Annotated in this window: 15 protein-coding genes and 1 pseudogene; 8 read left to right on the forward strand and 8 right to left on the reverse strand. The window is 57.3% G+C overall.

What is annotated here, in order from left to right; genetic code table 11:
• Positions 1 to 420 precede the first annotated feature (420 nt).
• Positions 421 to 1,515: an alpha/beta hydrolase family protein gene (locus AM571_RS27805; protein WP_074065613.1), complete on the forward strand. Its 1,095-nt coding sequence runs from the start codon at positions 421 to 423 to the stop codon at positions 1,513 to 1,515.
• A gap of 136 nt (positions 1,516 to 1,651) precedes the next feature.
• Here the strand turns inward: AM571_RS27805 and AM571_RS27810 are convergent, their stop codons facing one another.
• The 4 genes and pseudogenes from AM571_RS27810 to AM571_RS27835 form a co-directional block, all read right to left on the reverse strand.
• Positions 1,652 to 1,891: a hypothetical protein gene (locus tag AM571_RS27810; protein ID WP_074065614.1), complete on the reverse strand. Its 240-nt coding sequence runs from the start codon at positions 1,889 to 1,891 to the stop codon at positions 1,652 to 1,654.
• A 61-nt stretch (positions 1,892 to 1,952) separates the two neighbouring features.
• Positions 1,953 to 2,414 (reverse strand): annotated as a pseudogene (locus AM571_RS37830) (AAA family ATPase); the annotation flags it as partial.
• Positions 2,415 to 3,514: 1,100 nt separating this feature from the next.
• Entirely contained in the window at positions 3,515 to 4,519 is a 1,005-nt protein-coding gene (locus tag AM571_RS27830) for a sugar-binding transcriptional regulator (RefSeq protein WP_074064235.1), read from the reverse strand.
• Positions 4,520 to 4,616: 97 nt separating this feature from the next.
• Positions 4,617 to 5,663 (reverse strand): sn-glycerol-3-phosphate import ATP-binding protein UgpC, encoded by a 1,047-nt coding sequence (locus tag AM571_RS27835; protein ID WP_074064236.1) that lies wholly within the window; start codon positions 5,661 to 5,663, stop codon positions 4,617 to 4,619.
• 154 nt (positions 5,664 to 5,817) lie between these two features.
• Here AM571_RS27835 and AM571_RS27840 point away from each other — a divergent pair, with 154 nt between their 5' ends.
• The 7 genes from AM571_RS27840 to AM571_RS37120 all read left to right on the forward strand — a co-directional run bounded on the left by AM571_RS27840 (position 5,818) and on the right by AM571_RS37120 (position 11,539).
• Positions 5,818 to 7,176 (forward strand): extracellular solute-binding protein, encoded by a 1,359-nt coding sequence (locus AM571_RS27840; RefSeq protein WP_074064237.1) that lies wholly within the window; start codon positions 5,818 to 5,820, stop codon positions 7,174 to 7,176.
• Positions 7,163 to 8,155, forward strand: a complete 993-nt coding sequence (locus AM571_RS27845; RefSeq protein WP_074064238.1) for an ABC transporter permease subunit — start codon at positions 7,163 to 7,165, stop codon at positions 8,153 to 8,155. Before AM571_RS27840 ends, AM571_RS27845 begins: the two co-directional genes overlap by 14 nt.
• Positions 8,156 to 8,157: 2 nt before the next feature.
• Positions 8,158 to 9,078: an ABC transporter permease subunit gene (locus AM571_RS27850; protein WP_074064239.1), complete on the forward strand. Its 921-nt coding sequence runs from the start codon at positions 8,158 to 8,160 to the stop codon at positions 9,076 to 9,078.
• Between the two features lie 32 nt (positions 9,079 to 9,110).
• On the forward strand, positions 9,111 to 9,842 hold the full coding sequence (locus tag AM571_RS27855) for a glycerophosphodiester phosphodiesterase family protein (RefSeq protein ID WP_074064240.1): 732 nt from the start codon (positions 9,111 to 9,113) through the stop codon (positions 9,840 to 9,842).
• A 3-nt stretch (positions 9,843 to 9,845) separates the two neighbouring features.
• Positions 9,846 to 10,583 (forward strand): HAD family hydrolase, encoded by a 738-nt coding sequence (locus AM571_RS27860; protein ID WP_074064241.1) that lies wholly within the window; start codon positions 9,846 to 9,848, stop codon positions 10,581 to 10,583.
• Positions 10,584 to 10,873: 290 nt separating this feature from the next.
• On the forward strand, positions 10,874 to 11,293 hold the full coding sequence (locus AM571_RS27865; protein ID WP_074064242.1) for an organic hydroperoxide resistance protein: 420 nt from the start codon (positions 10,874 to 10,876) through the stop codon (positions 11,291 to 11,293).
• Positions 11,294 to 11,389: 96 nt separating this feature from the next.
• Positions 11,390 to 11,539 carry a hypothetical protein gene (locus tag AM571_RS37120; RefSeq protein WP_165918540.1) on the forward strand — a complete coding sequence of 50 codons (150 nt, stop codon included), beginning with the start codon at positions 11,390 to 11,392 and terminating at the stop codon, positions 11,537 to 11,539.
• 150 nt (positions 11,540 to 11,689) lie between these two features.
• On the opposite strand, the gene AM571_RS27870 is transcribed toward AM571_RS37120, so the two are convergent.
• Genes AM571_RS27870 through AM571_RS27885 form a run of 4 tightly spaced genes read right to left on the reverse strand, consistent with a single transcriptional unit; the run spans position 11,690 to position 14,498 of the window.
• On the reverse strand, positions 11,690 to 12,313 hold the full coding sequence (locus AM571_RS27870; RefSeq protein ID WP_074064243.1) for a hypothetical protein: 624 nt from the start codon (positions 12,311 to 12,313) through the stop codon (positions 11,690 to 11,692).
• A complete protein-coding gene (locus AM571_RS27875; protein ID WP_081377226.1) occupies positions 12,310 to 13,179 on the reverse strand; it encodes an ABC transporter permease in 870 nt (289 codons plus the stop codon). The genes AM571_RS27870 and AM571_RS27875 overlap by 4 nt, the downstream gene beginning before the upstream one ends.
• The gene (locus AM571_RS27880; protein ID WP_074064244.1) at positions 13,176 to 13,982 is read right to left on the reverse strand and encodes an ABC transporter ATP-binding protein; all 807 of its coding nucleotides are present in this window, start codon (positions 13,980 to 13,982) and stop codon (positions 13,176 to 13,178) included. Before AM571_RS27880 ends, AM571_RS27875 begins: the two co-directional genes overlap by 4 nt.
• A gap of 54 nt (positions 13,983 to 14,036) precedes the next feature.
• Positions 14,037 to 14,498, reverse strand: a complete 462-nt coding sequence (locus AM571_RS27885) for a hypothetical protein (RefSeq protein WP_074064245.1) — start codon at positions 14,496 to 14,498, stop codon at positions 14,037 to 14,039.
• Positions 14,499 to 14,509 lie beyond the last annotated feature (11 nt).

The raw sequence follows: 14,509 nt of genomic DNA on the forward strand, positions 1-14,509 counted from the left end.
AGTTGGATGGCCGCGCACGGTTGCCGCTTTGAACTGTCGGGGGGGCCGCTGCCCAGGCTCGCGTCAAGTTGTTTCGAAGACAAGGAGTTCAACATCTTTGGTCGTTCTGTCACCCTCAAAGACCATATGCATGTCTGCACGATGATCGATCCCGGCCCGCGGCCGCATGTCGGTGGACCGGTTGTCTCGACCTCGCAGACTTTCGTCTGCGTTGACGGCGTGCCCTAGAGCTCGATTACGCTAAACCCATCGCCAACCCGCGGCCCTCACGCCGCTTGACGGGACGGGAATCCTTCGTGTGCTCGACGCTTTAAAAGGACCGCATCATGTTCGAGAACGTCCTGGAACATGATCGAGGTCGAAACGGCCGTGTCTTCCATCGAAGCTCAGTCATCGTTTCTCAAGCCGGACGAGGTTCTCATGCGGCTGACCACAGCATTTACAGCTTTTTTCTTTGTCGTGACTTCAACCGCACCCGTTTTCGCAGGTGAAGTCGGCCTGCAGGATATCCGCATCTTCTCGCATGAACGCGGCAGCGCACTTGCGGTGACGATCTGGTATCCATCGAAGGACGATGGCGAATCGGCACTGATCGGCGAGAACAGGATTTTTGAAGGCACGCCAGCCTTAAAGAACGCCTCTATCGAAACGGGCCGTTTTCCGTTGGTGATGCTTTCGCATGGGTCCGGTTCGCGGATGGAAGGTATGGCCTGGATCGCCAGGGTGCTGGCCGAGGCGGGGTTCATCGTGGCCGGCCCCAACCATCCCGGCACGACGAGCGGCGATTCCACGCCGGCTGCCACCTCGAAAATCTGGGAGCGCACCGAGGATATTTCGACGATCATCACGGCACTCGTCAGCGATTCCCGATGGCAAGCATCGATTAACAAGGACCGTATCGGCGTTCTCGGTTTTTCGCTCGGCGGCAGCACGGCAATCGAGCTTGCCGGCGCTCGCGCCGATCTCGATGCTTATGCGCGCTATTGCGACGACTATCCGACCATGATGGATTGCCGCTGGTTCGAAGGCGGGCGCGGCTTCGTCGACAACAACCAGGTCAGGGTCGAAAAATTCGATCTACGCAGCATCAACCGGGAGCGCTTCGAACAATCGAACCGAGATCCGCGCATCGCCTCTGCGGTGCTGGTCGATCCCGGCCTTGCGACAGCCTTCAGTCCTGAAAGCGTGGAAAACATCAATATCCCGCTGACCTTCATCAATCTCGGCAGCATCGGCAAAATTCCACTTGCGGTGCTTTCTGATCGATTGGCAAAACAGGTCCCGGATGCCACTTATGCGCAGGTCGACGATTCCGACCATTTCAGTTTCCTGCCCCTTTGCAAGCAAGGCGCAGCGAATTTCCTGAAGTCGGTAGGTGATCCCGATCCCATTTGCGAACAGGGTGCAAGAAGATCGCGCGCCGATATTCACGAAGAACTCGCCATCCTGATAACCCAGGCCTTTGAACGGCACGCTGCTCAGATCGATGCGAAAACCCGCGATAGGAGAAAATAGATCCAATGGCACTGATGGTAACGCGCGGCGAGCACAGGCGCCAACATCTGACGCATGGCAACTTATAGCTCAGCACTACCAATCATGTTCAAAGGGCCATTATCGTGACCGAGCCGGAATTCTGGATGCGTTGCCTCTAAGCAATGTTCAGATCGGCGATTTCGCCATACATTGCAAGCAAGCGGGGCGACGTCATGTCGCCGGTCTCGTCATCGACCATCACGGCATAGGCAGCGACCCCGATGAAGCGAGCAGCCATCGAGGCAGCAATTTTCTCAGCCGATGGAGCGTTTGAAGCCTGGCGCATCTCCCCTGGCACGAGATTTCCGCGGTTCTTCTTGTAGGGCAGGACGATGAACTTCTCGGCGATTGACATGGCTTTGCCTTTCATTTTGTTCTTCAAATGTTCCTATTGGGGAAGCAAGTCAAGCGATTCATTTAGCAATCTGCTCGATTTGTGCGACATCACGAATGCACGATCGCCTGGGTGTAGTACCAATCCTGCCGGCGGGATCAAGTTTTCCGTCCCAATGCTTCGGGATATCCCCCTGCAAGAACCGTAGTCACTAAGGCGTCCCCGATGACAGAGTCGCCGGTTTTGACTTCGTTTCGAAAGGCATCGAGAAGGAAGTTACCCTGCGCCGATCTGATTTCGCTTTGGGCAAGCGGAAGCAATCGAACGACGAGTCCGCCACCCGTGGCAGCATCATAAGATTAGCTGATCCCGTAAGAGGGAAACGTCCGGGCCGTTGGTCGGTATCTACACTTTCCTTGATCGCCAAAAGCAATTCGGGAGCGCGCTGAACCTCGTCGATGACGGCGCGATCCATACCTCGTACAAAGCCCACAGGGTCCTGCTGAGCTGCTCCCAGGGTCGTTGCGTTATCAAGCGTGTAGTACGCCACGGGTGTCTATCGTTGACGCGCTGCTCAACGAGCCTTGGATAAATCGCCACAGCTTCCCTCCATGGTGACTGTTTTGAAAATGGGAGGCGTGACCAATTGAAAGTCAAGCTGCGACCATTTGAAATTCCAGCGTTGACCAATTGAAAGCGATCTCCGTTCTACCGCATGTCTCATTTGCTGCCCAAGGCCGTGATTTGCATCTCGATGTCGTTACCGCGGACAACGCATGCCGTTTCGATCACTTCATTGAGTTTTGTTGCGCTGGGGCGCCAACAGGTTGCAGGACATTTTCGAAGCATCTCAATCAGTGTGTGCAATAAGAAAGCCACATCAGGTTCTCCATTCGTTTGAGATTTGACAATCCAATCGCTGAACGGCCATCGCCGATACCTTATTCGAACTCCCAGCGCGATGCGCCAGCCAAACTTTTCAGGGAGAGCAAGTGAACCTATGCGTGGAAATTCCCTTTTCGACAGGTTGACCGACACGACGGTCGCGGCGGCCAGCGAACAATCCCTGAAGGTTGCGTTGAGCGACGTTGCACGTGCGCACGGCTTTGAGCGGTATGCCTACTTAATCTTGATACCGCAAAGAGCTCTGCTGACTCGAATTATCAGAAGGGAATGGCAATCTCTCTATTTTGCGGTCCGGTGGTGATAGTTGCCAGGCGGCCCAGGCGGGCGTTCAAACGGTCGGGCGCCGTTGAACGCCGCCGTGCAGGCGACGACGTCAAAGACTTCAATGATTCAGGCTCTGAGTTCGGGATCCGGTCAGCCCCTTTCGATTCCCGTTCGGACGGGTTCCGCCAGTTCGCCATCCTGACGCTGGCGTCAGCGCAAATTCTCGACGCATCGGGAAGTGGCGACATCGACGCGGTGGGCGCAGCCGCCGCGGCGGCACTTATCCATGAGCGCCTCCAAAGTACGACCGCACCGATCCTTAAAACCGACTTTAACTTTTCAGACCGGGAGGCGCTTTGCTTGCGATGGACCGAGGGCATGCCGATGCGATTCCATCGCAGGCGTGAGCTGTCAAACTGCCCGCTGGGATCGCGACAGCCTCTTCGGCTCCGTGGTCCTTAGGGCCGATGCATTTCAGGACAACTCCGCGGGCGATCGCGCGCGGGCTGCCACCGACAGAGCTGCCCGCGCCGTGTCTTCATCGCAGACGAGGACAGTTCCCAACCCCGACAAGAGGACCGCGGCGATGACCTCGACTTTGTTGATTCCGCCTGACGCGAAGACGACGTTCGGGATCTTGCGCAACGCTTCCAGCGGCGGCGCGATTGCCCGTAGATTGAGCGGGTGGTCGATGGGGGTTCCGTTCCTGTCAATGAATTGCGCCAGAACATCGCCGCAAGCGCCGGTCGCGACAAGCTCGTCGATCGTGACGTCTTGCGGCAGACCGTAGCGCATCAGAAGCGATCGCTCGGTCATGTCGCCTATACTGAGCACGACAAGATCGTTTGAGGTAATCTGCCGAAAAGCAGCCTGGAATACGTCCTGGGTTACGATTGCCGTTTTGGATTCCGGACTGCCGGCGTAAATGGGAGCTGCAAGATAGGCGCACTGCGCATTCAGGTGGCGGGCGAGGTCGCTTGCGATGTCGAATGTGTTGATCTCGATGCCATGCGTGAGTCCACCCATCACCGAATTCACGCAAATATCGGGCCGGCGCATGGATGGCATATGACGTACCATTTCCCGCAGCGTAGCTCCCCAGCCGACGCCAATACCCGACAGCTTCCCATTATTGAGCAGCTGGGCGATGTAATCTGCCGTCGCTTGGCCGAGCAGAACGGGTATGAGATCGGGATCTGAAGGTGTTGGCACGATGATCGCCCGGCTCAGCGAGAACTCCGCGACCAGCGTCTGTTCGAGCTCGACACAGGACGTAAGCCTGGAATTCAAGGTAATCGTCACAAGGCCGGATCGTCGGGCTTCGGCGATGATCTTGTTGACACGGAGCCGGTTGGTCGAAAGCGCGTCGGCAATCTCTCCCTGCGTACGGCCCTCCATGAAGTAGAGCCATACCACACGAACCTGCATCTGCTCGTCGGGAAGTGCAACTGGCGCGCCGGCCGTCTTTGCCTGTGTCATTGGACCGCTCTCGCAACCTCTGCTTTCGCCGTTATGGGCACCAGATCGGCCGCCCTTGTCAATTGCCGTGATCCGGCGGTTTTTTTGCGCATTTTTGCTAGTTGACCCGCCGGCCCGTCGCGCTGTTGAAGAGGTGAAGATTGTCTGCCAGGGCAAAGCATGAGACCGTCGCACCGTCCGAAAGTCTCTGGTCGCCCGCAATGCTTGCCACAATCAGTTCGTTCTTCGCATCGTTAAGGCGCAGATGGACATGGTTTTCGTCGCCTACCGTTTCGACGAACTCGACTTGGCCCTTGAAACGAAGGGCAGGCGAGGTGGTCTTGCCGAACCTGATGGCATTTGGACGAATGCCGATCATATCGGCGTGCGCGGACATGGTTAGTTCTTCCGCCGCAATGGAGCCGTTCGTTTTAAGATCAACGAAGTTCATGGGCGGCGATCCGATGAAGCCAGCGACGAAGATCGATTCCGGGCGCTGATAGACTTCGACCGGGGTTCCGATCTGTTCAATCCGTCCGCCATTCATGACAACAAGACGATCAGCAAGTGTCATGGCTTCCAGCTGGTCATGCGTCACGTAAAGGCTTGTCGTCTTCAGCCGCCGCTGCAGGCGCCGGATTTCCACCCGCATCTGGACGCGCAGTTTGGCGTCGAGGTTCGAAAGCGGCTCGTCAAATAGGAAAGCGGCGGGATTGCGAACGATTGCCCGGCCCATTGCGACGCGCTGGCGCTGCCCACCGGACAGCTGCCGTGGACGGCGCTCGAGGAATGGGCCGATTTCCAGTATGGCTGCGGTTTCGGCAATGCGCCGGTCGATTTCGGCGCGCGCGACACGGCGATTTTTCAGTCCATATTCGAGATTCTGACGAACCGTCATATGCGGGTAAAGCGCGTAGTTCTGGAACACCATGGCGATATCGCGCTTTGCGGGCTCGACGTTGCTCACATCGGCTCCCGCAATATGCAGATGCCCCGAACTGATGCTCTCGAGGCCGGCAATCATTCTTAGAAGCGTCGACTTGCCACAGCCCGAAGGTCCGACAAGCACGATCATTTCGCCGTCAGCGACAGTCAGGTTGACGCCCTTCACCGCTGGAACCTGACCGTAATTCTTCTTCAGATCGATGAGTTCTATGGCTGCCATTCGTTCCTCCCTTGTACCTGTCATGCATTTGTAACACGCTATTGACATTTGTAACAAGTCGCCCCTAACCTGTTTTCATCGCCACCTTGGGAGGGGTCAGCCGCGCACGGCAAAGCCGACGCACAAACAGCGGGCGATGGAGAGGAAAAACGAGATGACAGACAAGGCTTCAGAAAACCGCCAGTTCGGACGGATCTTCAAGAGCGTTGCGGCTGGCGCCGCCGCACTCGTCTTAAGCTTACACATCGCAGGAAATGCGCTCGCCGCAGACCGGGTCAAAGTCGAATGGTGGAATGCCGCCAGCGGCCGGCTTGCCGAGATCACCAAGCAGCTGATTTCCGATTTCAACGCGTCTCAGGACAAATATGAGATCGTCGGTGTCAGCAAGGGCAACTATGAGGAAACGATGGCTGCAATGGTTGCGGCCTATCGCGTTGGCCAACAGCCTGTTTTGGTTCAGGCTGCTGAACGCGGCTTCCTGACAATGCAGCGGTCCGGTGCGATCATTCCGGTTCCAGAACTCATGGAGCGGGAGGGCTACAAGATCAACTGGAACGATTTTGTTGCACCCGTTGCCGGCTTTTATCTCATCGACGGCAAGCCTGCCGCCATGCCGTTCAACAGCTCGACCCCAATCTTCTGGTACAATGCCGAACAGTTCAAGGCGGCCGGCTTCGAAAAGCCGGGTGAAACCTGGCAGGAAGTCGAAGAGCAGCTTTATGCGATCAAGAAAAAAGGCATCTCGAAGTGCCAGATGGCGCTTGCCAACGACTTCTACTGGAGCCTGATCGAGAATTATGCGGCCATACAGGACCAGCCCTATGGCACCAAGGCCAATGGTTTTGGCGGGCTCGATACCGAGTTCGTCTTCAACAAGAGCCCGCTGATCGTCGGTCAGGTGGAGCGCTTGAAAAAGTGGATGGATGACGGCGTCTTGCAGATCGCCGGCCAGGGGCTTTCTCCCGATCAGCTCTTCATCTCGGGCACCTGCTCGACCTATGTCGCTTCGACGGCCGCCCATGCTGCTGTGGAGGCGGGCGCAAAGTTCAAATGGAGCGCGACCTTCCTGCCGCACGAGGAGGGCATCGAACCGAAGAACAGCACGATCGGCGGCGGTGCGCTCTGGGTACTCAAGGGGAAATCCGAGGACGAATACAAGGGTGCGGCCGCCTTTTTGAATTTCGTCGCTTCGCCGAACACACAGGTCTGGTGGAGCAAGCAGACGGGATATGTGCCGGTCACCAACGCAGCCTACGAGCAGGCCAAGGCGGAGGGCTACTACAAGGAGCATCCGACGCGTGAGATCGCCATTTTGCAGCTGTCCCGCGGTAGGCCGGACGATAATTCCCGCGGCTTCCGTTTTGGCAACCACAATCAGTCGATGGCGCTTCTTGTCGAAGAGATCCAAGGGGTCTGGACCGGGCAGAAAACCCCCCAACAGGCGCTTGATTCAGCGGCTGCCCGCGGAAACCAGATTCTTCGCCAATATGAGCAGCTCCATGCGGGGAAATAGCTCAGTGGAGGTCATCGGAGGCGCTCCAGGGCGCCTCCGCATCCTGGGAAGGCCATTGTCCGGCCTGGCAACAGCGCGCTTTCCCGAGGCGGGTCTCAAGGCTGCGCATTTCAACAAGCCGTGGCTCGCTGCCCTGCTTGTTGCGCCTCAGTTGCTGATCCTGCTGTTTTTTTTCTTCATCCCCTCCTACAAGGCACTGTCGCTCGCCTTCGTACAGGTCGACCCATTCGGTGGCCTGCAGATCTTCGTCGGCCTGAAGAATTTTCAGACGCTGCTGGCAAGCCCTGAATATAGAAGCAGCGCCCTCTTTACGCTCTGGTTCACGCTGCTTCAGAACATTGCAACGCTTGGCCTTGCGGGGCTCTTTGCATTCGCCACGGATTTCATCATCCGCGGCCGCGGCATCTACAAGAGTATCATCCTGATGCCTTATGCGATTGCGCCGGTCATATCCGGCGTGCTTTGGGCCTTTCTGTTCAATCCGGCTGTCGGTCCGATCGCACAGTTCCTGCATTCGCTGGGCATTGCCTGGGATCCGAACAGACGGCCATTCGATGCACAGCTGCTGGTAACGATTGCGTCCATCTGGAAGAACGTCTGCTATGACTACATCTTCCTGGTTGCGGCATTGCTTGCAGTTCCGGTCTCGCTGCTGGAAGCTGCCAAGCTAGATGGGGCAGGTCCCGTTCGGCGGTTCTTCACGATTTCCCTGCCGCTCGTCTCACCGACGGTGTTCTTCCTCGTCGTCATGAACTTCGTCTACGGCCTCTTCGAAACGTTCGGCATCATCGATGCCGTCACACGTGGCGGGCCTGCAGGCGCCACAAACAGCCTCGTCTACAAGGTCTATCAGGACGGCTTCGTGCAGCTCGATCTGGGCTCGTCAGCTGCCCAGTCGGTGATCTTGATGATCGTCGCGGTCCTTTTCACCGTCCTCCAGTTCCGTGCGCTTGAGCGCAAGGTCAATTATCAGGTGTAGCCATGGGTGAACGCAATCTCGGGCTTTCGATCTTCTGTCACGCCGTTCTGCTGGTTGGCGCAGCTTTCGTATGCTTGCCGCTTTACTTTGCCTTCGTGGCAGGTTCGCTCACACTGGAAGAGGTGCAGCGGGCTCCTTTCCCGCTCGTGCCGGGCTCGCATTTTATCCACAATGTAGCAATCGCATGGAGGCAGGGCGATTTCGCCCAGCTTTTCCTCAACTCGATCATCGTGACGGGCGGGATCGTCATCGGCAAACTCGCCATTTCGCTCATTGCGGCTTTTGCCGTGACCTATTTCCGCTTCCCGTTCCGCATGACCGCATTCTGGCTGATTTTCGTTTCCTTGATGCTGCCGGTGGAAGTCCGCATTATTCCGACTTACGAGGCCGTCGCCGACGCTGCAGGCCCGATCCGCTGGCTCTCCGGCATCACCGGATTTGCAGGCCTTTTGGAAAATCTGACCGGCTACAGCATAGAAACATCCCTGAAGTGGAACATGGTGAACACTTATGGAGGTCTGATCCTGCCGCTGATTGCCTCCGCCTCGGCGACATTTCTCTTCCGCCAGTTCTTCCTGACAGTGCCTGAAGAGCTGTGCGAGGCGGCGAAACTCGATGGCGCCGGCCCCTTCAAATTCTTCAAGGATGTACTGCTGCCGCTTTCAACCGCCAACATCGCGGCGCTTGCAATCATCCTTTTTCTGTTTGGCTGGAACCAGTATCTCTGGCCGCTGCTCTTTACCACCGACAAGACGATGGCCACCGCAATTCTGGGTCTTAAGGAACTTGTTCCGGTGTCGGATTCGGTGCCTGCATGGAACATCGCCATGAGTGCCGCTCTCTTCGTCATGTTGCCTCCGGCACTCATCATTCTCCTCATGCAGCGCTGGTTCACCAAGGGGCTGGTGGATTCCGGCAAGTAAGCCATTGCCCAGACAACAAGGACAAGTTCGATATGGTTTTCATCATCGGCCATCGCGGCGGCCGCAATCTCTGGCCCGAAAATAGCCTTTCTGGCTTCCGCAAACTGGCTGAAATGCCAGTCGAAGGCGTCGAATTCGACGTACATCTGACCCGTTCGGGCGAACTTCTCGTCATCCACGACGCAACGCTTGATCGCACGACCGATCACTCCGGACCGGTCTTCGACCTTGCTCCGGGCGAGCACCGAAGCGTCACGCTGAAAGACAGCGATGGGCAGGCGATACCGACGCTTGAAGAGGTTCTCGAGATATTCAAGGGCAGCGCCCTTGAGCTGCATATCGAGCTGAAGTCGGATGCTAGGGGGGATGCTTATCCGGGCCTTGAGCGCAGGGTGGCAAATCTCGTCGATGGCCTTGAGCTTGCCGGCCGTTCGTTCCTGACAAGCTTTCACGCCGGCGTTCTTCAAACTGTCCGTGAGGTTGCGCCTCATATCCGGACGCTGTCGTCATTCGACCACGCAGCCGCCGAGCGAGTTGGGCTCAGATCCGGCCTTAAGAAAATGGAAGAGCTCGCCGACATCATTGCCGTCGAAAAGTCTCTTCTTGCCACGCATTGGGACGAAATAACGTCCCTCATTCCTTTTGACCGGCTCGGCGCATGGGTGCCAAATCACAGTGCCGACATTGCCTATTGGTTGGCCAAACCCGTCCGGCAGATCACAACCGACAGGCCGGATCTTGCCCTTGGCATACGGGGTTCGTGAACAGTGTCCTTATCTGCGACAGACAAAACGCGCGCCACCAATCAATCCAAGTCCGATCCCCTTCAGAACATTGACCTGGTCATTTTCGACTGCGACGGCGTGCTCATCGACAGCGAGCCGATCGCAAGCCGCACACTTGCCGAAGCCCTGCAGGAGGCGGGCGTTGCAATCACCCCTTCCGAAGCCCATGAAAAATTCACGGGCAATTCAGAAACGGTGATCCGCGACATGTGCGTCCGCGACTACGGCTTGGGTGATGTTGCAAACGTCTTCCAAGCCTGGCATCGGCTGCTATACGCCGAATTCGCACGGTCCTTGACGCCAATGGCTGGCATCGGCGACATCGTCGCCAGCCTGACGCGGCCGAAATGTGTCGCCTCGAACAGTACGATGCACCGGCTTCGCGCGAGCCTCGGCAGGCTCGATCTCTGGCAATGCTTTCACCCGGGGGTCTTCAGTGCCGAGGCCGTGGCGCTGCCAAAGCCTGCCCCGGACCTTTTATTGCATTGCGCCGAGAAATTCGCGGCAAGACCGGCACACTGCGTCATGGTCGACGACAGCCCGCACGGCGTTGCGGCAGCCGTCTCCGCCGGCATGATCGCCATAGGCTTCGTTGATCCTGCCGACCCGAGGCCGGCAAGGAAGGCATTGCTTGCCTCTTCGGGGGCCTTTGGCGTGGCAACCGGCGCCGTGGAATTGACCTCAATGCTGTTGGCAGCGGGCCAGTCAATCAAGCTCTAGGTTTCAATCACTGCTAAGATGCGCGACACGATTTGTCTCTTTGAAAACTTTGCGATCCCTGTGATGGCGGCCTCATGGGGCCCGGTTCGCACCAGTTCGTGCAACAGAAAGCAAACCTTATAACGCCATTTCTGTGACGACCCTTAACTGTACAGCAAGGTGTCTGACCAGGGGATCGCTACGTTTCGTTACACTTCGGGTCGTTTTGAAAACATGACCGATACGTCGATCGGGCAAATCACACTTCCCAAAACGACGTCGCCAGCGACGCAGCAAAGGAGTGTTTGGAAATGACGAAGATCGATAAGGTTCTTTATACCGGCAAGACCCGGACCACCGGCGGCCGCGAGGGGGCGTCTCGCAGTGACGATGGTCAGTTGGACATAAGGCTCTCGCCTCCCGGCAGCAATCGGGACGGTACCAATCCCGAGCAGCTCTTTGCCGCCGGATGGTCGGCCTGTTTCATCGGCGCAATCGGAATTGCTGCTGGCAAGCAAAAGGTAAAGCTGCCTCAGGATCTTTCCGTTGATGCCGAGGTCGATCTCGGAACCAGTGACGGCGCCTATTTTCTGCAGGCCCGCCTTAACGTTCGCCTGCCGGGTATCGAGCCGGCATTGGCAACGGCCCTCGTCGAGGAAGCGCATCAGACATGCCCATATTCCAAGGCGACGCGCGACAACATCCATGTGGAACTGAAGATCGTCGAGTAATGCAAGCGGCCGCCGCAGCGCAGAGGTCTGCGGCGGCCGGAAAAGGCGCAACGCCAACGGATGAAGCCATGGCTCCCCCAGGTTTGCGGAGGACAAATGAGACTGCTGATCATATCTATCTTAAGCGGGGCAATCTTTTCGACGTCCTGTCTCTACGATTTCGCCTCGCAGGAACCCTCGCCGCTGGATGGCTTGCGCACGGCAGCATCTGCGCTCGCCGCTGAAGTGCCCCGGCAGTCGCGCTAGAAACCGCTTGCCCGTCAGCGTTGAGCATCTTATACGCCAACGAACCTCGACGCGTCGCGGTCGCGCCGGCGGCTTGATCGCGACACGAGAGAGCTCGGCCATTCGCAGCCAATCAGCGCTTTTGTGAAGATGGTGCTGTTGGCGGCAAGATCAGTTCCTTTGCATCATCTCGCTGATGATATTCGAGAGGCTGTAAAGGCGCTGCTCGATCATTGTCGGAACCTCGCAGACATAAGAAAGTGACTGGACACGCTCTTCGAAGATGCGCGTTTCCCATGTCAGTTGCGCCGTCTGCCTGGCAAGCTCGGTCTGATCGGCATCAGATGCCGTGCGCATCTTGTCGACCTCTGCTGCCTTTTTTCTGAGATCGGCGGCAAGCTGCCTTTGACTTTCGGCATAGCGGGAAATGCCGGAGATGATCAGGCCGCGTTCTATGTTGATCTTATCGAATACGCCCATGAAAAGCTGCTCCAGCTTTTCTTGTGCCTGATCCTTGGGCAGCGATGCGATGTAATCGGAAATTTGCTTGCGGGCATCATCGATCGGATTGCTGCGCTTGACGAGTTCGGCGGCGAGCTCGGACAAACGGGGGTCCTTGTCCCACTGCTTGGCCGTTTCGGGAAGCTCGCCGGCGTTCCACACCTGCCCGATTGAAAGTTCAGGCACCTTGCGTTGAACGCAAGGCCAGTCGGGATCGTTGTTTGGCCCGGGATGTGCCGCCGATGCCGCAGACAGCGCAGCGAGCGTTGCGATCACGAAAAAGCGTCGGCTCACTGGCTTGCTCCCATCTCCTGCTTGCGGACTGTCAGGCCACGCGCGGGATTATAGGCCAGGATGGCTCCCCCCAACAGGGCAAGCGTGACGGCCAGAACGACGGCAAGCGATGTCCATTCGATGCGCGCGTAAAAGGCGAAGCGGATGAGTTCGACCGCATAGGTGAACGGGTTGAACAGGCATATCTTGTAGAGCAGGGGGCTTGCTTCTTGAACCCGCCAGAGCGGGTAAAGTGCCGAGGAGGCGAAATACATGGGAAAGATCACGAAATTCATGATCCCTGCAAAATTCTCCAGTTGCTTGACAAGCGATGATAAGAGCATCCCCAGCGCCCCGAGCATCAGCCCTGACAAAAACAGCGCAGGCAGGATCATGAAATAGCCGGCGATCGGCGCCTTGACATCCCAAAACCAGGCAATCGCAAGGAATGCATAGACCTGGAGAAGCGAAACGGCAACGCCGGCCAAAAGCTTTGACACGAGAAGGTACCAGCGCGGAAATGGGCTGACGAGCAGGATACGCATATTGCCCATCTCCCGGTCATAGACCATCGACAGGGAGGACTGCATGCCGCTGAAGAGGAGGATCATTCCGCACAATCCAGGGGTGATATAGACCTCGTAGAGAACGTAGGTCTCATATGGTGGGATGATCGAAACGCCAAGCACCTGCCGGAAGCCGGCTGCAAATATGAAGAGCCAGAGCAGGGGCCGCACCAGCGAGGAGATGAAACGCTCCTTCTGTGAGAGGTAGCGCAGCCATTCGCGCAACAGAATGCCCCTCAGGCAGACGAGGTACTGGATCGCCGTAAAGCCATTCCATTTCTCGACGGTCGCACCGCCCAACATTCCGGTCGCGTCGCTCATGGCCTTCCTCCGCGGATATTCATGTCTGTGATGCCGGTAAGCTTCGAGAATGCCTGATTGATGGTCTCCGTGCCGGTGTGGGCAAGAATGGCCGGAACCTGACCATCGGCGATAAGCCTTCCCTGATCCAGAACCAGGATCTGATCCGCTTGACCAACTTCGTCGATCAGGTGGGTTGCCCACAGTACGCTGATACCGGCTCGTTCCACGAGTGCTCGAATATCCTTCAATATGGTCGCACGCGATTTGATATCGAGCCCGACCGTCGCCTCGTCGAGGAGCAGCAGGGAAGGCCGGTGCAGCAGGGCCCGGACAATCTCGACACGCCTGATCTGGCCGCCGGACAGACCACGGACCTTTTCTTCGATGCGGTCGCTCATGTCGATGGAGTGAAGAAGCTCGTCGATGCGTTGTCGCGCCACGCGCGAACCGATGCCATGCAGGGAGGCGTGATAGAGAAGATTTTGTCGGACGCTCAAATCGAGATCGAGTGTGCGAGCCTGGAACACGATGCCGAGATGTCTGAGTGCGGGGCCGGGATTGCGATCTATGTCCTGGCCGAAAACACGGATGCGGCCCGCCGGCGGCGAAAAAAGATGGCTAACGAGTGAAAAAAGCGTCGTCTTGCCGGCACCGTTAAGCCCCAGGAGAACGGTGAAGCGCGAAGGTTCTATGGAAAATGACACGTTGTCGAGCGCTTTTCGCTGCCCATAGCTATAGCTGACGGAGGCAAGTTCGAGTGCGGCGACCGCCACACTTTCTTGCCTGTCGTATGTCTCGCCCAAACGGGATTCAAGCTTCATTGGATATGCCTTTCACAAGCGGCTTTGCCGCAGGCGAGCAAGACGCCCGGGGTCCTACTTGATGATGATCTTGCCTGTCATGCCCTTGTCGGCCAGGTCGGGAACCGACCATGTGTACTCTCCCGGCCGCACTGTCGAAAACTGCACGTTGATCGTTCCTTCTGAATCGAATTCAAGCCATGCCGGGGCCCCATTCATATGAACCTCTAGATCGTTGATGACGATCTGGTTCATCCACACATTGCGAAACAGATCGGTCACGAACTTGTATTCAAGGCCGGCTGCCGACGTAATCTTCCATCGGTAGCCCTGTCCTGAAACGAGTTCGAAGTCCTTCCGGTTCACTGCGTAGCTGTTGTCCTTCGATCCGAGGACCAATTCCGGCACGTTTTGGCTTGCGCGCGTAACCTTGGGCGCGGGATCGCCGTCGTCGTCATCACCGGACTGGGCAAGGGCCGGTTGTTGCGTAGAAAGAGCGCCAATAAGAATTGCAAAAGCAGTGACTGCGAGTTTCATGTTGTCCTCCT

The sequence above is a fragment of the Rhizobium etli 8C-3 genome (assembly GCF_001908375.1).
Lineage (GTDB): Bacteria > Pseudomonadota > Alphaproteobacteria > Rhizobiales > Rhizobiaceae > Rhizobium > Rhizobium etli_B.